Source organism: Parasphingorhabdus sp. (genome assembly GCF_039968395.1).
Classification (GTDB): Bacteria; Pseudomonadota; Alphaproteobacteria; order Sphingomonadales; family Sphingomonadaceae; genus Parasphingorhabdus.
In genome coordinates this window covers 138,730-156,064 of record NZ_JBDVPV010000002.1, presented here as the reverse complement: position 1 = coordinate 156,064, position 17,335 = coordinate 138,730, and the positions used below count along the sequence as shown (strand labels likewise).

At 55.9% G+C, this 17,335-nt stretch carries 15 protein-coding genes; 10 read left to right on the top strand and 5 right to left on the bottom strand.

The genetic code is table 11. The features are described 5' to 3' along the window. Positions 1-2: 2 nt before the first annotated feature. The 8 genes from ABJI30_RS04850 (at position 3) to ABJI30_RS04815 (ending at position 6,947) form a co-directional block, all read left to right on the top strand. On the top strand, positions 3-1,307 hold the full coding sequence (locus ABJI30_RS04850) for an efflux RND transporter periplasmic adaptor subunit (RefSeq protein ID WP_348016060.1): 1,305 nt from the start codon (positions 3-5) through the stop codon (positions 1,305-1,307). A 4-nt stretch (positions 1,308-1,311) separates the two neighbouring features. Further along, entirely contained in the window at positions 1,312-2,016 is a 705-nt protein-coding gene (locus tag ABJI30_RS04845; protein ID WP_348025396.1) for an ABC transporter ATP-binding protein, read from the top strand. Then, on the top strand, positions 2,013-3,263 hold the full coding sequence (locus ABJI30_RS04840) for an ABC transporter permease (RefSeq protein WP_348016058.1): 1,251 nt from the start codon (positions 2,013-2,015) through the stop codon (positions 3,261-3,263). The genes ABJI30_RS04845 and ABJI30_RS04840 overlap by 4 nt, the downstream gene beginning before the upstream one ends. An 83-nt stretch (positions 3,264-3,346) precedes the next feature. Next, complete coding sequence (locus ABJI30_RS04835) at positions 3,347-4,120, top strand: SDR family oxidoreductase (RefSeq protein WP_348016057.1); 774 nt, start codon at positions 3,347-3,349, stop codon at positions 4,118-4,120. A 111-nt stretch (positions 4,121-4,231) separates the two neighbouring features. After that, positions 4,232-5,164: an NmrA family NAD(P)-binding protein gene (locus ABJI30_RS04830; RefSeq protein WP_348016056.1), complete on the top strand. Its 933-nt coding sequence runs from the start codon at positions 4,232-4,234 to the stop codon at positions 5,162-5,164. A 2-nt stretch (positions 5,165-5,166) separates the two neighbouring features. Further along, positions 5,167-5,934: an SDR family NAD(P)-dependent oxidoreductase gene (locus ABJI30_RS04825; RefSeq protein WP_348016055.1), complete on the top strand. Its 768-nt coding sequence runs from the start codon at positions 5,167-5,169 to the stop codon at positions 5,932-5,934. Positions 5,935-6,001: 67 nt separating this feature from the next. Beyond that, positions 6,002-6,586 carry an RNA polymerase sigma factor gene (locus ABJI30_RS04820; RefSeq protein WP_348016054.1) on the top strand — a complete coding sequence of 195 codons (585 nt, stop codon included), beginning with the start codon at positions 6,002-6,004 and terminating at the stop codon, positions 6,584-6,586. Next, positions 6,573-6,947: a DUF6768 family protein gene (locus ABJI30_RS04815; RefSeq protein WP_348016053.1), complete on the top strand. Its 375-nt coding sequence runs from the start codon at positions 6,573-6,575 to the stop codon at positions 6,945-6,947. Before ABJI30_RS04820 ends, ABJI30_RS04815 begins: the two co-directional genes overlap by 14 nt. A 7-nt stretch (positions 6,948-6,954) precedes the next feature. Here ABJI30_RS04815 and ABJI30_RS04810 read toward each other — a convergent pair whose 3' ends face one another. From ABJI30_RS04810 to ABJI30_RS04790, 5 genes are all read right to left on the bottom strand, one after another. Next, complete coding sequence (locus ABJI30_RS04810; RefSeq protein ID WP_348016052.1) at positions 6,955-7,950, bottom strand: HupE/UreJ family protein; 996 nt, start codon at positions 7,948-7,950, stop codon at positions 6,955-6,957. Further along, on the bottom strand, positions 7,950-8,792 hold the full coding sequence (locus tag ABJI30_RS04805; protein WP_348016051.1) for a peptidyl-prolyl cis-trans isomerase: 843 nt from the start codon (positions 8,790-8,792) through the stop codon (positions 7,950-7,952). Before ABJI30_RS04805 ends, ABJI30_RS04810 begins: the two co-directional genes overlap by 1 nt. A 2-nt stretch (positions 8,793-8,794) precedes the next feature. After that, on the bottom strand, positions 8,795-10,681 hold the full coding sequence (locus tag ABJI30_RS04800) for a DUF3604 domain-containing protein (RefSeq protein WP_348016050.1): 1,887 nt from the start codon (positions 10,679-10,681) through the stop codon (positions 8,795-8,797). 87 nt (positions 10,682-10,768) lie between these two features. Then, the gene (locus ABJI30_RS04795) at positions 10,769-12,373 is read right to left on the bottom strand and encodes an NAD(P)/FAD-dependent oxidoreductase (protein WP_348016049.1); all 1,605 of its coding nucleotides are present in this window, start codon (positions 12,371-12,373) and stop codon (positions 10,769-10,771) included. 17 nt (positions 12,374-12,390) lie between these two features. Beyond that, positions 12,391-13,260, bottom strand: coding sequence for a TauD/TfdA family dioxygenase (locus ABJI30_RS04790; protein ID WP_348016048.1), 870 nt, complete (start codon positions 13,258-13,260; stop codon positions 12,391-12,393). A gap of 150 nt (positions 13,261-13,410) precedes the next feature. Between ABJI30_RS04790 and acs the strand changes: the two genes are divergently transcribed. Next, positions 13,411-15,348: an acetate--CoA ligase gene (acs, locus tag ABJI30_RS04785; protein WP_348016047.1), complete on the top strand. Its 1,938-nt coding sequence runs from the start codon at positions 13,411-13,413 to the stop codon at positions 15,346-15,348. A 36-nt stretch (positions 15,349-15,384) separates the two neighbouring features. Then, positions 15,385-17,211: a DUF885 domain-containing protein gene (locus tag ABJI30_RS04780; RefSeq protein ID WP_348016046.1), complete on the top strand. Its 1,827-nt coding sequence runs from the start codon at positions 15,385-15,387 to the stop codon at positions 17,209-17,211. Positions 17,212-17,335: the final 124 nt, after the last annotated feature.

Here is a 17,335-nt window from a genome sequence, read left to right as displayed (position 1 = left end):
GGATGGATGGCCGGGATCAGGAGAAAATTGTCATTCATACGGTAACAACCTGGGTACGCAGTCACCCTGTCCTATCGGTTCTGATCGCAGTGATATTGCTTGCGCTTCTTTACAAAATCATTGTTCCGACACCTGCCACGTATGAATATATCTCCGCGCCGGCCTCTAAAGGCGAGGTTGCCCGCATTGTTTCGGCGAGCGGGAAGTTGCGGGCGATCAATACCATCAATGTGGGTTCGGAAATTTCGGGGCAAGTGACCGATGTTTATGTCGATTTCAACACGCCCGTAACGGCGGGTCAGGTGCTCGCCAGAATTGATCCGACACGGATACAGGCGCGAGTGACCCAGGCGCGCGCGCAGGTTGAACTGGCCCGCGCAACACTGGCACAGGCGGAAGCGGCGATTATCCGTGCCCAGACAGATTATGAAGTGCAGACCCGCGAATATGAGCGGCAGAAACAGCTTGCAGATAAAGGCTTTGTCTCCCGTGCCGGCATCGACCGGGCGCAAAATGCACTGGCAACCGCGAGGGCGTCGCTCAGCACAGGCAAGGCCCAGGCGCAAAGCGGACGCGCCCAGATCGCACAAAGCACGGCGGAATTGTCGTCTGCCCAGCTCGATCTCAATCGTACGCGGATTATTGCGCCAACCAGCGGCGTGGTGATCAACAAGCTGGTTGAACCCGGCACAACTGTTGCGGCCAGTTTCCAGACGCCCAACCTGTTTGAGATCGCCGCCGATACAAGCCGCATGCAGGTCGAAGCGTCGGTGGACGAAGCCGATATCGGTCAGGTGCGGGTCAATCAGCAGGTCCGGTTCACGGTCGACAGCTATCCCGATGATACATTTGGTGCGAAGGTCGGTCAGATCCGAAAATCGGCGACGGAATCGCAAAATGTCGTGAGTTATCTGGTCATACTGAATGTCGACAACAAGGATGGAAAATTGCTGACCGGCATGACTGCCAATGTTGAAATTGTCACCGGAACCAAGGCCAATGTCTTGCGGATTCCGGCACAGGCCATCCGGTTTCGCCCGCGCAAGGATGACCGGCCTGATACAGAAGATGACGACACCGCCAAACCGGCAGACAAAAAATCCGGCAAGACCGGCACGGCCAATATTTGGCTGGCCAGCGACGATCCCTATGAACCGGTTCGCCGGACGGTCACGATCGGGCTGGCCGGTGAAGATTTTGTGGAAATTGTAAAAGGCCTGAAACTGAACGAAAAAGTTCTCATCCGCTCCAAAAGTCTTGAAAATGAAGATGATGACGAGGATGAATTTGCCCGCGGGAACACCTGACCCGATGGCCCTTGTTGAAACACAGAATCTGGTCAAAAATTACGAGCTCGGCGGCGAAACCGTTCGTGCGGTCGATGGCGTTTCGCTGTCGATTGAGCGCGGTGAATATGTCGCGATCATGGGGGCCAGTGGCTCCGGCAAATCGACTTTCATGAACATGATTGGCTGCCTCGATATTCCCACGTCGGGCGATGTACGCATTGATGGTATTGCGACAAGCGACCGCGACGGCAATGCGCTCGCTGAACTGCGGAATCAGAAGATCGGATTTGTCTTTCAGCAGTTTAATCTGCTCGCCCGCACAAGCGCTCTCGACAATGTCGCGGTGCCACTGATCTACGCCGGATTGCGCGGAGAAGAACGCAAGGCGAAAGCGAAAGCAAAACTCGAAGATATGGGCCTTGGCGACCGGCTGGATCACAGTCCCGCCAAATTATCGGGCGGCCAGCAGCAGCGGGTGGCGATTGCCCGGGCACTGGTGACCGAGCCGCTTATCCTGCTTGCTGACGAACCCACGGGAGCGCTCGACAGCAAGACGTCAGAAGATATCATGGAGATTTTTCAGGCACTGAACGAACAAGGCATTACGATCATCGTCGTGACCCATGAAGCGGAAATTGCTGATCGCGCCAAACGCCGGATTGAGTTTCGTGATGGCAAGGTGATTGAGGACGTGGCGGTCTCGAACCGCGAGGCGGCCCGCCCATGATTGGCAATCTGCGCCAACAAGCCGCAGGCTGGCTCGTCAATATCGCAATCGCGATGACAGCCTTGCGCACCAATTTAATGCGTTCAATATTGACGACTTTGGGGGTCATGATCGGTGTGTTTGCTGTGACGCTTGCCGTCGCGGTCGGTTCGGGTGCGCAAGTATCGGTGATGCAATCAATCAACGCGCTGGGTTCGAACATGGCGCTTGTTTTCCCGCAACCGGATAACGAGGGCAGCCGCCGGGGTTTTGATCGCGGACGGCTGACCATGCGAGATGCCCGCGCCATTGAAAAACAGATTAGCGGCATCAGTCAAATAGCGCCGCAACTGCGATCAAGCATCCAGTTGATTGTCGCCGGGCGCAATGCGTCTACCAGTGCCATCGGAATAACGCCCGGTTATGGCAAGGTGTCCAACCTTGTCGCGGAGTCGGGTCGTTTCATCAGCGAAGCCGATGTCCGTTCCGCCGCGCGTGTCGTTGTGCTGGGGCCAACCGTGGCACGGAAACTATTTGGGGATTTTGATCCGGTCGGCGAGACGATCCGCATCAACCGTGCGCCATTTAAAATCATTGGCGTTACCGAATCCAAAGGCTCGAGCTTTGGCAATGACAATGACGATATTGCGCTCATGCCCATCAGCACAATGCGGCAGCGATTTTCAGGAGACTCGCTTGCCGGACCAGATGATTTGCAGGTGCTGTTCGTGGGATTTGAGGATGGTGTATCGCTACCTCAGGCCAAGCGCGAGATGACCCGATTGCTGCGCGAACGTTATCGGGTGCGCGGCAAGAATATCAATCCGTTCACGATCCGCACCACCGAAGAATTCATGAAAGAATCAGCGCAAGTCACCGGCATCTTTCAAATTGTGCTGGTTGCCATAGCCTCCATTTCGTTGCTGGTCGGCGGGATCGGAATCATGAATATCATGCTGGTCAGCGTGACCGAGCGGACCCGGGAAATCGGATTGCGGATGGCCCTGGGTGCCAAACGCAGCGACATTCGCAATCAGTTCCTTGTCGAAGCAGCGGTATTATGCGTCATCGGTGGGGCCATGGGTCTGATCCTTGCAATTGCCGGCGGGACGGCACTGACGGTTTACGCCGATTTTCCGGTACCAATCGGGATCGGGGTGGGGATCGGCGCGATCGTGTTTTCAGCCTTCATCGGATTGCTGTTTGGTGGATATCCCGCTATTCGCGCATCACGACTGTCGCCGATCGAAGCTCTGCGCAGTGAGTAGATAGCTGCCGACTTGTATCCTTGCCAACCTTCCCGGTTGGTATAGAAGCCGTTGCTGAAAATCAGCAACAGGAAGCACAGAATATGGACCTCAAGGACAAAATCATCGTAATTACCGGCGCAGCCAGCGGGATTGGCGCGGCGATGGCGCGGCGGTTTGCACAGGAAGGTCCCAAACATATTGTGTGTGCCGACCGGGATCTGGCCGGTGCCGAAGTTGTCGCAGCTGATGTCGGCGGCACAGCGATCAAAACCGATGTTTCCTCCGGGACCGATATTACCGCCCTGATCGAAAGTGTCGAATCTGACATTGGTCCGATAGAACTTTTTGTGTCCAATGCCGGGATTGCCGTAGAGGGCGGTGTCGAGGTGTCGGATGACGGCTGGCAGAATATCTGGGACATCAACGTCAACGCCCATATCCGGGCCGCGCGTTTGCTCGTCCCCAAAATGCTGGCACGCGGCGGCGGTTATATTTTGAGTACGGCCTCGGCAGCCGGTCTGCTCGCGCAGATTGGTTCGGCGCCCTATTCTGTAACCAAACACGCCGCTGTCAGCTTTGCAGAATGGCTTGCGATCACTCACGGGGCAGACGGGCTGAAAGTCTCCGTGCTTTGCCCGCAAGGCGTGGATACGGCGATGACGGCGGGCACCGATACATCCACCGTTGCAAAGGACGGCATGCTCAGCGCCGAAAAGGTTGCGGACGTCACGATGGAGGCGATTTCCGAAGAGCGGTTCCTGATTCTCCCGCATCCTGAAGTCGCGGATTACATGCGCCAGAAAGGCAGCGATCCGGAACGCTGGATTGGCGGCATGCAAAAATGGCAGGCGCGGTTGATGGAGCAGTCTTCCTGACAGGTTTGTCCAGATCAGGGCCACCCTAACAATAATGACCTGATAAAATGGAGCGTTGGGCCGGGCCGGTTACAAGGCTAGCTTCCTTTCAAATATAAAGGAGGATGAATCATGTCATTGGTATCCGTAGTTGGCTCAACCGGTCGTCAGGGTCTCGCACAAATCAGGCAATTGGCTGCAACCGGTCACAAGGTCCGGGCGCTCTCGAGAAGCGAAACGCCCGATCTGGGAGGCAGCAATGCCGCGGACGAAGCCCGTGTGTTTGATCTCTATGATGAATCAACCTGGGTTCCGGCGTTCGAAGGATCGGATGCGGTCTTTTACACCCATCCCCTGCAGGCACGCGAAGACCGGGCAACCCTGTCCGGTCGTGTCGCCACTGCTGCAAAAGAAGCCGGCGCGGAGCGGTTTGTCTGGAACACTTCAAGCTGGATCCCTGACAAGCCCGGTGATCCGTTCACCTATGGCAATAACACTGTTGCGATAAACAGCATTTTTCGCACCGGCATTCCTGCGACGATTTTTGGCTCCGTGCTGTTCATGGATAATCTGCTGACCAATTGGGCCCGGCCATTTATCGTGCATGAGGATCGCTATGTTTATGCGCACCAGCCGCATCTGGAAGCCAACTGGATAAGCCTTGATGATGTCGGCAAATGCATGACGGCTGCGCTGGATCGTCCGGATATGGAAGGTACCTGGATGAACATTGGAGGCCCGGAACGGTTCAAACCCGAGGATACGGTCGCGACCTTGTCGCGGGTATTTGGCAAGGACATCAAATATGATCCGTGCACGCCAGAGGAGTTTGGTGACCTGCTCGTAGATGCTTTGGGCGATTCGATGGCACCGGAAGCACGGGCAGAATTTTCAGCCGGGATTGCTGCTTTTTATCATCACAACAACGATTCCCCGACCCGCCCATTCTGTGTCAATTTTGATTTTGTGCAAGAACGATTGCCTGAAGTCGATTTTGAAACCATGGAAACCTGGGCTGCGCGTCAGGATTGGTCAGACGAAGCGCACCGGCCTTCTGCGGGCTAGCAATGTCGGATCGGATGCAAGGCAAGGTCGCGTTGGTCACGGGCGCGGCATCACGCCCAGGGCTGGGCAGTGCAATTGGCGAACGACTGGCCGAGGCAGGTGCGGTGGTTGCGCTCTCTGATATTGACGTGTCGGGGGCCGAAGAGGTCGCCGCCGATATCATGGGCAATGGCGGCCAGGCATCCGGCCATCGCCACGATGTATCGTCCCAGGATGATTGGGATAATGTGATCGCCGCGGTTCTTGCGCGTCACGGGCGGTTGGATGTTCTGGTCAACAATGCCGGAATATTGGAAATCGCCGACATATCCGATGACAATGCGAACGATGCCTTGCTCAATCAGTTTAACGTGAACGTCGCGGGCAGCTATTATGGCACGCGCGCCGCTGTGGCGGTGATGCGCGAAGCGGGCGGCGGTTCAATCATCAACCTTTCGTCTGTAGCCGGCCTGGTCGGCTTCAGGGGCAGTGCGGCTTATTCAGCTTCCAAAGGTGCGGTAAAATTGTTCAGCAAGTCCGTGGCGCTGGAAACGGCGCGAGACAATATTCGGGTAAATACGGTACATCCGGGAATTATCGAAACGAACATGCAGCGCGCGGCCGTGGGCGATAATGAAGCGCACTATGAAGCAATTGCCGAAAGCATTCCTGCCGGTCGCCTGGGTCAACCGCGCGACATTGCCAATTGCGTGCTGTTCCTCGCTTCGGATGAATCGACCTATGTTACAGGTGCGGAGTTTGTCGTCGACGGGGGTTACACGGCACAATAATTTCGAACCCGTTTGAACCTTCTGGCGCTTTATTCCGACTATCGGGGTAAAGAGGCCAGAGGTGTTCATGCAGTACAGCGATTCTGAGCGCATATTTGACGAGCTATTGCTGACCCGCATACAGGCCGGTGATCGCCGTGCTGGCGAGCGACTGGCTGCGCGCTGGTATCCGCGATTGATGCGCACCGCATACCGGCTGCTTCGCGATGAAGATCAGGCCCAGATTGCGGTGCAGGAAGCATGGGCCAGTATTTGCAAGGGTTGGCGCGGATTGCGCAGCCCAAACCGGTTTCCTGCCTGGGCCTACACCATATTGCACCGCCGGTGCGCGGATCGCATTCGCTGGAATCAGCGCGACCGTGGCCGGCATGCCGCAGACCGGGAATCGGACCATCAGGTGCCGCCACGCGCGGAAGACAAGGTCACGATTGGCCAGGCGTTTGATCTGCTGACCCAAGATCACCGGGTCGCTGCGACGCTCTATTTCAGTGAAGGGCTGACGGTGAAGGAGATTGCATCGGTAACGGGCGTGGCGGCGGGCACGGTCAAATCACGCCTGTTCCATGCCCGCAAACAACTCAAGGCGGCGCTGGGCGAGGATCAAGAAGGCAGTCCGCCGGACAACAAGGAGAATGAAGATGACGAAATTTGATGATGAACTGAGGGCGGGACTGACCGCAGATGACAAGGCATTTCTCGATGACCTCGAAAATGGGCGCGGGCTGTTTGACCAGCTCGGCGCCACTTTGCAGGGGCCGATGCGATTCTGGACCTGGATGATGGGCGTTTATACGCTCATATTTTTCGGGCTTGCGGTTTTTTGCGGCTGGAATGCCTTTGCCGCAACTGAAGTTCGGGAAACAATATTATGGTCAGCAGGCACGATTATCGCGACGACGGCGGTGTCGATGTTGAAAATGTGGTTGTTCGATCGGATGAACACGCTGACGCTGCTCGGCGAGTTGAAACAGATAGAATTGCGGCTGGCCCAATTGTCAGAAAAGCGTGGCTAGAATGGCCTCAGGCGATCATGCGCTCGATGAACCAGTAGGTCGATATGATGCCGATGCCATAAGCTGCCATCAGTTTGGCAGGCCTCAAGCCCGGTTCGGAAATCCGGCGGATCAATGCAAGCAAAGCCAGCCCGCTGGCGACGATGAGGAGCTGGCCGATTTCAACGCCGACGTTAAAGGTCAGCAGTGCCAGCGGCACATCATCTTGCGGCAAGCCTATTTCGGCCAATGCACCGGCGAAACCAAATCCGTGGAGCAGGCCGAACAGAAATGCGACAACCCAAGGAAACCGCTCCGACAACCGGCGTTCGCCAGACCTGGCCTTGGCAATTTCAACCGCCAGAAACACAATCGACAGCGCGATGACGGCTTCCACCGGTTGCTGTGGCAGCGACAGATATCCCAACGTCGTGCCGACCAGCGTCAGGCTGTGCGCAATTGTAAAAGCAGTCACGGTCTGGGCAACCAGCCAGCCTCCTTTGAGAAGGAGCACCAGCGCGAGGACGAAAAGTAAATGGTCCAGACCTTCGAGAATATGCTCGATACCCAGCAGAGTATATGTTGTCGCGACATTGCTGATCTGCGGCCGGTCCTGCCCCGACGGAATTTTGGCAACCGGCTGATCCGGCGTCAGGCGCAAGGTTTGCATGGCTGCATCGCGCGGTGCGACCCGGACAAGCGCATCGGTTGAGGACAGTTCGAGGCCGGCAAGACCGATGGATTGTCCGTCGAGCGAACCCGTACATTTCAATTCTGATTGCGTAAGGATATTGGTGGCGGCAAAGCGCCTTTCCCGTTGCCCGATCAGCACGCAGTTTTCCGGAATGACAGCTTCACCGGAACGCCCCAGTCGCGAATTGGCAGAGGCCTTCCAGAGCAACGACCAGTTGGTGGCGCTTGTCTGAGTCAGTTCAACATAGGCAGGTCTTAGCTCATCCGCTGCAGCACTGCCGGGCCATGCGAAAGCCGCGACCAGCATTATAATCGCGAGCAACCGGATCATCATTCCTGTCCGGCGATCCGAATGTCATATTGGGAACGGTAACTGTTCAGCGCCTCTTTTTCCTGCAGCGCAATTTTATTTGCGCGCCAGTCGTTGAGAACCGCCTGGCGCACGTCATTCAGGCTTGGGGATTTACCGGGAACCACGGTGCTGATTTTGACGAGATGGACCCCAAATCCAGACGAGACAGGTCCCGACCAAAGACCTGTTTCCAGCCCGGTCAAAGCGGATGAAAACTGTTCTCCAAATTGACGGGTAATGCCGGGCACCGAACCGTTGCGGACACGTCCGGGCAAAGACAGGGGCTTGCCGACCGTTTGTGCGTCCGCCCTACCCGCGTTCAGATCGTGCCGGATATTGTTGATCCGTTCTGCGGTGAGCTGATCTCCCTGCCCCAGATAGATTTGTTCAAAATCATATGTAGCTGCAGCTGCATATTTTTCCGGATGGGCATCCATCCATTTTTGCAATTCAGCATCGGTGGGCGGATTGCTTCCGCTATCCGCATTGTTCAGAAAACGCATTTTTGTGGCCAGTCTGCGCCTCACCACAGGGTCATTATACTCCAGCCCAAGGCGCAGCGCTTCGCGATAGTAGATTTCTTCTGTGATTTCCTGTTCGATCAGGCCATCCAGTTCCGCCTGCGTCGGATTGCGCCTAAAGTTCTGGACCCAGCGAGCCTGCAGCCGCGCAATATCTGTTTCGTCGATGCTGATCGCATAGTCTGCAGGATCGCGGTTGCTGCCCGTCGCCCAGAAAAATCCGAATACCAGCAATGCTCCGGCCAGAAAATGAACCAGAGGTTCTTTCAGCAGCTTTGTCAGCCGCGAAGTTTGCGCCATTGCTATGCCTTTGGTGTGTACCAGATGGGTGAAGAGTAGGCGCGTTCCTGTTGAATCTTGATCACGTCATCCGGCAGCGTCAGACCAAAAGTCAGCGCGTCATAGACCGGCCAGGTTGGCGTCGGTATCTCCAGCACGCGCACATAATAAAACGCGTTTTTTGCAGCATCGAAATCAGGGTCCTGCCACCAGGTTGTCAATTCCGGAGCGCCGGAATCCTTGTCCCAGGTGCCTTTGGCCAGATCAACCGTACTGGCCACCGGCGCAAGCTTTCCGTCGGCTCCCAGTGTGCGTTCGGCCGCATCGCTCCAGCTGACATTATAGATTTTTTCCTGTGATGTTCCATCCGGATTGACCCAGCCCTTGATAACCTGAACCCGGTCCAGTCCGGCACTTTCAGGATCCATGGTGGCGCTGATCAGGAAGCTTGGTGACTTGTCGTCACCGCCCGTGAGATCGCCTCCCATCGGCACGCCCTTGGCATAGCCGTTCTTTACCAGATCGCCAGTGTCGCTGTCGGTAAATTCAAAACCGCCAAAGAAACGAACAGTCATGCGCGGGCCGGTCGTCGCATAGACTTCGCGGCGCATCATCGCGTCAAAAATAGCTTCCCGCGTGTTGCTGGTTGCCCAGACCGCTGCATAGCCGCTGGAAAGATAATGCCAGCCAAAACGCCCCTTGCGCGTACCCAGATTCTGAGGCGCCAGTGCACGGTCCTTGTTGTTGATTTCGTTACCGCTATGCTTGCCGTAGAAATTATTCTCATCGGATGTCGCCAGCGAGGTATGGCTGTCGGTCGACCCGATCATCCCGAATTTGAATGGATTGGCGCCGACTTTCAGCGTGAATTCCAGGCCGCGCTTCAAGGCTTCGCGCGCATAGCTGCCGGCATAGCTTTCCGGGGCCATGTCCTTGCCGCAGCTCAGGTTGCACTTGTCCCAACCCGCGTCTCCGAAACCGGCAAATTCATCATTGGGAGACAGGAACGGATGGCTTTCGCTGTCGCCCTTGATCTGGGTGACTTCGACAATTGGTTCACGCAGCGCGCGCGTGCGGATATAGGCCTCGTCGATCGGACTGCCATCAAGTTTGTTCATCGCGAACATGCGGCCATTGGAAACATTGCTGTTGTGCGGGATGGCCAGTACCTTGCCGCCGGTACTCTCTTCATAGGCGCCCATATAGGCCCAGAGCTGTTCCGGATCTCCGGCATCGAAACTGGCAAAGGGCAGGACGGTGCTGGTTTTGTCGGATCCGTCGCGGAACATCACGACACGGTGGAGATTGTCGCCGCCCGGCATCGGGGTATATTCAAAGCCATGAAAAGCCGTGAACTTTCCCGGTTCGTTATATTCATCCAGTGTTTCACCATGTGCGGTCCAGAGAGATGTGATCCGGTCGGCGGATTCTTCCGCATCAAAAAGGCCTTCCGGCAGCGTTCCGGCTGCAGCGCCGTCAATGAGCTCTGCGGTGACGGTCAGCGAACCTTCGTCGCTTTCATGCATCATGTCATACCAGCGCAGCAGGAACTTGTTGCCCAGCAGCGCAATGCGGGGCGCTTCGTATAATGCTTTGGTGGCACCAACTGCATCACTATGGTCTGCAATCACGAGGAAATCGAGCGGACGCGTCAGCTTCGCCTTTGAACCTTTTGTGGCGGTCACTTCCTCGCCTCTGGCGAAGCGCAGCGCGGCTTCGGCGTCGAGGCGGTTGCCAAAGCCAAACGCATCGATACTGTTATCTGTGTGGAGATGGGTATCGCCCCAGAACACCTGTTCCGGATATTCGGTGTTGATGACTTCGGCACCGGACCCGTCCGATCCGTTGTCGCTGCAACCGGAAACCGTCAGTGCAGTCGAACATACTGCCAATAAAAATGTCTTGCGCATAATCTTTCCCTCATCCCAAGAGTCGGAAACTATCGCGCAATCAAGGGCGGCGCAAGGGTGAGGGCGGCAACTGAGATTGCCGTAGCGTCAGCCGAAGAGGCGTTTCCAAAAGGGGCGATCGTTCAGCACTGCCTTTGCGGCATTGTGACCCGGAGCTCCGGTTACACCGCCACCGGGATGCGTCCCTGCCCCGCACAGGTAGAGTTGGCGAACCGGGCCCCGATAATCTGCGTGTCCAACCATCGGACGGGCCGCCCACAGCTGATCAAGCGACATGCGACCGTGAAAAATATCTCCATCGATCAGACCAAATTTCCGTTCCAGGTCTAGCGGCGACAGCGCGACCCGACCCACAATCAGCTTGCGAAACCCGGGCGCATGTTTCTCGACAATGCCCAAGATCGCATCCACCGCGGCTTCGCGTTCATCATCCCAGCTGCGGCCGTCCGGAAGCTGCGGTGCAAATTGCTGGCAGAACAGGCTGGCGACATGCTTGCCGGCGGGGGCCAGGCTGTCGTCAACCAGACTGGGAACAAGCATTTCGACGACCGGATCTTTCGACCAGCCATGCGCGCGGGCATCCAGCCAGGCGCGGTCCATATAGTCCAGCGTAGGAGCCATGATGATACCGGATTTCAGATGGTCTCCGTCGCCGGGAAGATCCGCAAACGCGGGTAGACCATCGAGTGCCAGATTCATCCGAAAGCTGCCGGACCCGCATTGGTAGCCCGACATCATCTGCCGAAAATCCGCCGGCAGATCATCGGCGTCCATCAGGTGATCATAGAGCAATTTGGGTCCGACATTGGCGATCACCCGCCGCGCTTCTATTTCCTCGCCACTGACCAGCCGGACACCAGTGGCCGCACCGCTTCGGACTTCGACTTTTGCGACCGGACTTTCCAGGCTGATTTCCACGCCGGCTGCAATGCAAGCTTGTGCCATCAACTCCGTTATCCGGCCCATCCCGCCGAGGACATGGCCCCATTGCCCCTTCTTGCCATTCACTTCGCCAAAGACATGATGCAAAAGAACATAGGCACTGCCCGGCGTATCAGGGCTGGCATAGTTGCCGACAATCGCATCAAAACCGAATGCTGCTTTGACGGGGTCACTCTCAAACCATTGATCGAGTAACTCCCGGGCGCTGAGTGTAAACAGCTTTATGATGTGATGTTGATCGACAGTTTTGAGCCGGGCAAAGCGACCGCCTTGTTTGATAGCGGACAGCAGGTTTGCCGTTCCCCCCGAAGCGTTGGGCGGAATCTGCATCGCGAGATCGCGGAGAAATGCGGCTGCGGTTTCGAGCATGTCATAATATGCGGGCAATATCTGGGCATCGTGCTGCGAGAACCGGCCAACCTGTTCCTGCGTCGCCGCCAGACCGCCGCCCATCAGAAGATATTCACCTCCGCCAAGCGGCAGGAAATTGCTTTTGGGTCTTTCGACCACCCGATAGCCTCGCGCGGCCAGATCCATATCCGCAATGATTTGTGGCTGGAGCAGAGAAACCGTGTAGCTCGCCGTACTGTTGCGAAATCCGGGATGAAATTCTTCGGTCACTGCCGCGCCGCCAACGACGTCTCTTGCTTCGAGAATGCGAACCGACAGGCCTGCCTTTGCGAGATAGAAGGCGCAGACGAGGCCGTTATGCCCGCCACCGATTATCAGGGCATCTATGGATCCGGTCATGGCAGGATTACCGCCCGTCAGCGGTTATGTGGATCTGCAGAAAAATAGGGCCGGTCTCCTGCAATCGTCGCGCGTTCCATGATACGGCGCGCCGGGAAATAGTCCGATGCCGCGAAATGCTGTGAAGCACGATTGTCCCAGAATGCGATTGCCCCTTTGGACCAGCGGAACCGGCACTGAATTTCCGGATTGGCTGCCGTGGCGTAAAGCCTGGCAAGCAATGCTGCGCTTTCGTCCTGCTCCATCCCGACAATATGGCTGGTGAAGGCGTTATTGACATAAAGCGCACGCAGGCCCGTCTCTGGATGAGTTCGCACCACGGGATGCTCCTGCGGTGGATATTTGTCGTGCAATTCTTCGGGTTTCTTGCCCAGCCTTTTCGCGAAAACCCGCGCAATATCGTGCATGGCAGTCATTCCGGTAATCCTGTCGCGCAGCTCATCGGGCAAATTTTCATAAGCCAGGTTCATGTTGGCAAATAATGTGTCTCCGCCAACCTGCGGAATTTCGACTGCGCTCAGTACAGATCCCAGAGAAGGCTCTGGACGCCATGTTACGTCGCTGTGCCACATATTCTCCTGGCCTTTGCTTTTTGCTCCATGTTCGATGCGCAGGATTTCGGGCCTGAGCTGGTCTTTGGGCGTGGCAGGATGGATTTCGAGTGCACCAAAACGTCCGGCAAATTGCAAAAGCTGCTCCTCGTTCAGATGCTGATCGCGGAAAAAAATGACTTTATGATCGAGCAGCGCCTGACGAATATCGGCGATGACATCCTCACCAAGTTCTTCCGAAAGTGATATCCCGGAAAGCTCGGCACCGATCGCCGGAGTCAGGGAATGAATGTCAAAGTCCGGCGATGAACTGGCAGTCTGAGCTTTTGTGGCCATGCGGTGTCTCTTGTTGTTGGTCTCTCGCGACATGTGTAGCACGAACTTTCACAGATTCGCCAATATGCAGAATTTGGAACGAGAATCTGCTTTCAACCTGCTGTCTGCTTTTGCTAGTGAACGCCGCAACATATGACAGGAGAGCATTGCATGAGTGACATGGTCCAGCCCGGCGACAAGGCAACTGGCAACACCCATTGCACTGCGGCAGATTATGGGCGGCTCTATGACGAAAGCATATCTGACCCTGATGGTTTCTGGGCAAAGCAGGCGGAGCGTCTGGACTGGATAAAACCCCCGGAGAAAATCGCGGACTGGTCCTATGATCCGGTGGCGATCAAATGGTTTGAAGACGGTATTCTGAACATCTGCCACAATGCGGTTGATCGTCATGTCGAAGCCGGACGCGGTGATGTTACCGCGCTGATCTTCGAGCCTGACGACCCGGCCGGCGAAGGCCGGACGCTGAGCTATTCTCAGCTGCATGCCGAAGTGATCCGGATGGCCAACGGACTGAAAAAAATGGGTGTCCGAAAAGGCGACCGGGTAACCATTTACATGCCGATGATCGTGGAAGGCGCAGTGGCGATGCTCGCCTGTGCCCGCATCGGTGCGATCCACAGCGTGGTGTTTGGCGGCTTTTCTCCGGATGCGCTGGCCGGCCGGATCGAGGACTGCGAAAGCCGATATGTCATTTGCGCGGATGCCGGCTTGCGAGGTAGCAAGTCCGTCCCGCTCAAAGAGAATGTCGACGCGGCACTGCAAAAACCCGGCGCAGATGTCGATGCTGTGCTGGTGATCAATCATACCGACGCCGAGATCGAGATGACCCGGGGCCGGGATCACTGGTATCATGAATTGACTGCAGACGTATCCGGGGATTGTCCGTGTGAACCGATGAACGCCGAAGATCCGCTTTTCATTCTCTACACCTCAGGCTCAACCGGAAAACCCAAAGGCGTCTTGCATACAACGGGTGGTTACGCGACCTGGGTGGCGACGACTTTTCACTATGTTTTTGACTATCGCCCGGGCGAGGTGTTCTGGTGCAGCGCGGATATCGGCTGGGTGACCGGACATAGTTATATTGTTTACGGACCACTGATCAACGGCGCCACCGAAGTCATGTTTGAAGGGGTCCCCAATTTTCCGGATCATGGCCGGTTTTGGGAAGTTATTGCGAAGCACAAGGTGAATGTCTTTTACACTGCTCCAACGGCCATTCGCGCTCTGATGCGCGAAGGTGACGATCCAGTGAAAGCGCATGACCGAAGTTCATTGCGTTTGCTGGGAACGGTGGGAGAGCCGATCAATCCGGAAGCCTGGCGCTGGTATCACGAGACTGTCGGCGACAGCAATTCTCCGATTGTCGACACCTGGTGGCAAACCGAGACAGGCGGCATCATGATCACCACATTGCCCGGAGCACATGGTATGAAACCGGGTAGTGCGGGCAAGCCGTTTTTTGGGATCCAGCCGCAACTGGTCGACGGCGACGGACAGATTCTTGATGGGGCGAATGACGGGAACTTGTGCATCACCAGCAGCTGGCCGGGACAGGCGCGCAGTGTTTATGGCGATCACGAACGTTTCATCCAGACCTATTTCAGCACCTACAAGGGCAAATATTTTACCGGAGACGGATGCCGCCGAGATGCGGATGACTATTACTGGATTACCGGCCGTGTGGATGACGTGATCAATGTTTCGGGCCATCGCATGGGAACTGCAGAAGTAGAGAGCGCGCTCGTTTCTCATCCGCAGGTCGCTGAAGCAGCAGTGGTCGGCTATCCGCATGATATCAAGGGACAGGGCATATATTGCTATGTCACACTCAATGCTGGAATTGGGTTCAGCGATGAATTGAGCGCTGAACTGCGCGGTCATGTCCGCAGCGAAATTGGTCCGATTGCAACTCCGGATCATCTGCATTTCACCCCAGCTTTGCCAAAGACCCGGTCGGGCAAGATCATGCGGCGAATCTTGCGTAAAATAGCGGAGAATGACTATGGTAGCCTTGGCGATACTTCAACGCTCGCTGATCCATCGCTGGTTGATGGATTGATAGAAGGCCGACTCAATCGGTAGAGCATGATTTTCCAGGAACAACGAGAGGTCCGATTCATGAAGCATTATTTTCTTATGGCATCCACTGCAATATTGGCTGCCTGCACTGGCAATTCAGGTGGCGTCGAAAGTGCAAGCGCACAACCCGCAACGGAAATTGCTGAGAAGCCGGGAGATGTTGATACTCAGCTCAACAGTTTTTTTGAAGACTATGATGAAAAGGAACTGGCCTATTCGCCGCTGGCAAAGTCTTTCCGCGGTGTTCGTGACGCAGATTATGGCAAGCTGGACGACCCCAGTGATGCTGCGGCGGTGGCAAATTATGAAAGAGGCCAGGCCGCGCTCGCCGATATGGAGAAGCGATTCGGCAAGCGGGCTCTAAATCCTGCAAGTCAGCTTAGCTATCGTTTGTTCCAGGCGCGTGCCGAACGCGCGCGCGCATCTTTTGCGTTCCGCCGTAACGCCTATATTTTTGACCAGATGAATGGAGCTCAGAGCCAGATTCCTGCCATCATGATCAATATTCACCAGGTCACCAACAAGGAAGATGCCGGCGCTTATGTCAGCAGGCTTTATGCCGCAGGTCCATTTGTCGAATCTCTTGTGGCGCAGTCGGCTGAGCGTGCCGATAAAGGCATTATCGTCCCGGACTGGGTCTTTCCCTATGTGATTAATGACGCGAAAAACATCATCACCGGCGCTCCGTTTGATGAAGGCGAAGCGTCGCCCTTGTTCGCGGATCTGAAAAAGAAGGTCGGTGCGCTTTCGATTCCCGCTTCGGAAAAAGCTGATCTGATTGCGCGCGGCGAAGAGGCTTTGCTGGATAGCCTGGCGCCCGCTTATCGCAAGCTTATTGCGGAAATGGAGCGTCAGCAGGCGATGGCGGTGGACGGTGATGGCGTGTGGCGGTTCAAGGATGGCGCGGCTTATTATGCCGAGCGCCTGAAAAACTATACCACCACAGACCTGACCGCAGACCAGATCCACCAGATCGGTCTCGACAATGTTGCGCGCATCCATGGCGAGATGCGCAAGATCATGACGCAAGTGGGTTTCGAGGGCAGTCTGCAGGATTTCTTCGTTCATTTGCGGACGAGTGACAAATATTTCCACACCAGCCGGGAGGACTATCTGGCGGAGGCGAATCTGAAGCTTGATGCGATGGAAAAGAAGCTGCCGGCATTTTTCAATACACTGCCCAAGGCCCCGTTCATCATCAAGCCTGTCGAGGCTTTTCGCGAGAAATCGGCTGGCAAGGCATTTTACCAGCGCCCCGCTGCGGATGGTTCACGACCCGGTGTTTATTATGTGAATCTCTATGATCTCAAAAGCATGTCCAAAACCGAGCTCGAGGCTCTGGCCTATCATGAAGCTCTCCCCGGGCATCACTTGCAGCTGGCTATCCAGACGGAATTGGGCGAGCTGCCGGCCTTCCGGAAATTTGGAGGTGTCACCGCCTATTCCGAGGGCTGGGGTCTGTATACCGAAGAGCTGGGCAAGGATATGGGATTCTACACCGATCCCTATTCTGACTTTGGCCGACTGGGCATGGAACTCTGGCGTGCGTGTCGTCTGGTCGTTGATACCGGGCTTCACGACAAGCGCTGGAGCCGGGAAGATGCAATCGCATATCTGACCGAGAATACACCCAATCCGGACGGCGATATTCGAAAGGCGATCGAGCGATATATCGTCTACCCAGGACAGGCGACGGCTTACATGATCGGTAAATTGAAGATTCTGGAATTGCGGGAGCGGTCGCAAAAAGCGCTGGGCGACAAGTTCACCATGGGGGATTTCCATGACGTCATTCTGGAAAGTGGTCCGGTTCCGCTAAATATTATGGAAGAGCGGGTCGACAATTGGATCGCCGAGTCCAGGTGAACAAGAGATAGACCCAAAATGGGTCTATCTCACCTCCAAATCGACAAAAACGTCGTTTCTATCCAATGAGAAAGCGGTCGATCCGGTGCATGGCTACGGGGCGACCCAAAGGGCTTTGGCTGCA

What these genes read in the sequence shown, in the direction of transcription:
- ABJI30_RS04845 (WP_348025396.1), top strand. Translation starts at nt 1,312, where the DNA reads ATGGCCCTTGTTGAAACACAGAATCTGGTCAAAAATTACGAGCTCGGC.
- ABJI30_RS04800 (WP_348016050.1), bottom strand. Translation starts at nt 10,681, where the DNA reads ATGCGCAAGACATTTTTATTGGCAGTATGTTCGACTGCACTGACGGTT.
- ABJI30_RS04780 (WP_348016046.1), top strand. Translation starts at nt 15,385, where the DNA reads ATGAAGCATTATTTTCTTATGGCATCCACTGCAATATTGGCTGCCTGC.
- ABJI30_RS04790 (WP_348016048.1), bottom strand. Translation starts at nt 13,260, where the DNA reads ATGGCCACAAAAGCTCAGACTGCCAGTTCATCGCCGGACTTTGACATT.
- ABJI30_RS04805 (WP_348016051.1), bottom strand. Translation starts at nt 8,792, where the DNA reads ATGGCGCAAACTTCGCGGCTGACAAAGCTGCTGAAAGAACCTCTGGTT.
- ABJI30_RS04850 (WP_348016060.1), top strand. Translation starts at nt 3, where the DNA reads ATGGATGGCCGGGATCAGGAGAAAATTGTCATTCATACGGTAACAACC.
- ABJI30_RS04840 (WP_348016058.1), top strand. Translation starts at nt 2,013, where the DNA reads ATGATTGGCAATCTGCGCCAACAAGCCGCAGGCTGGCTCGTCAATATC.
- ABJI30_RS04795 (WP_348016049.1), bottom strand. Translation starts at nt 12,373, where the DNA reads ATGACCGGATCCATAGATGCCCTGATAATCGGTGGCGGGCATAACGGC.
- ABJI30_RS04820 (WP_348016054.1), top strand. Translation starts at nt 6,002, where the DNA reads ATGCAGTACAGCGATTCTGAGCGCATATTTGACGAGCTATTGCTGACC.
- ABJI30_RS04835 (WP_348016057.1), top strand. Translation starts at nt 3,347, where the DNA reads ATGGACCTCAAGGACAAAATCATCGTAATTACCGGCGCAGCCAGCGGG.
- ABJI30_RS04825 (WP_348016055.1), top strand. Translation starts at nt 5,167, where the DNA reads ATGTCGGATCGGATGCAAGGCAAGGTCGCGTTGGTCACGGGCGCGGCA.
- ABJI30_RS04810 (WP_348016052.1), bottom strand. Translation starts at nt 7,950, where the DNA reads ATGATCCGGTTGCTCGCGATTATAATGCTGGTCGCGGCTTTCGCATGG.
- acs (WP_348016047.1), top strand. Translation starts at nt 13,411, where the DNA reads ATGAGTGACATGGTCCAGCCCGGCGACAAGGCAACTGGCAACACCCAT.
- ABJI30_RS04815 (WP_348016053.1), top strand. Translation starts at nt 6,573, where the DNA reads ATGACGAAATTTGATGATGAACTGAGGGCGGGACTGACCGCAGATGAC.
- ABJI30_RS04830 (WP_348016056.1), top strand. Translation starts at nt 4,232, where the DNA reads ATGTCATTGGTATCCGTAGTTGGCTCAACCGGTCGTCAGGGTCTCGCA.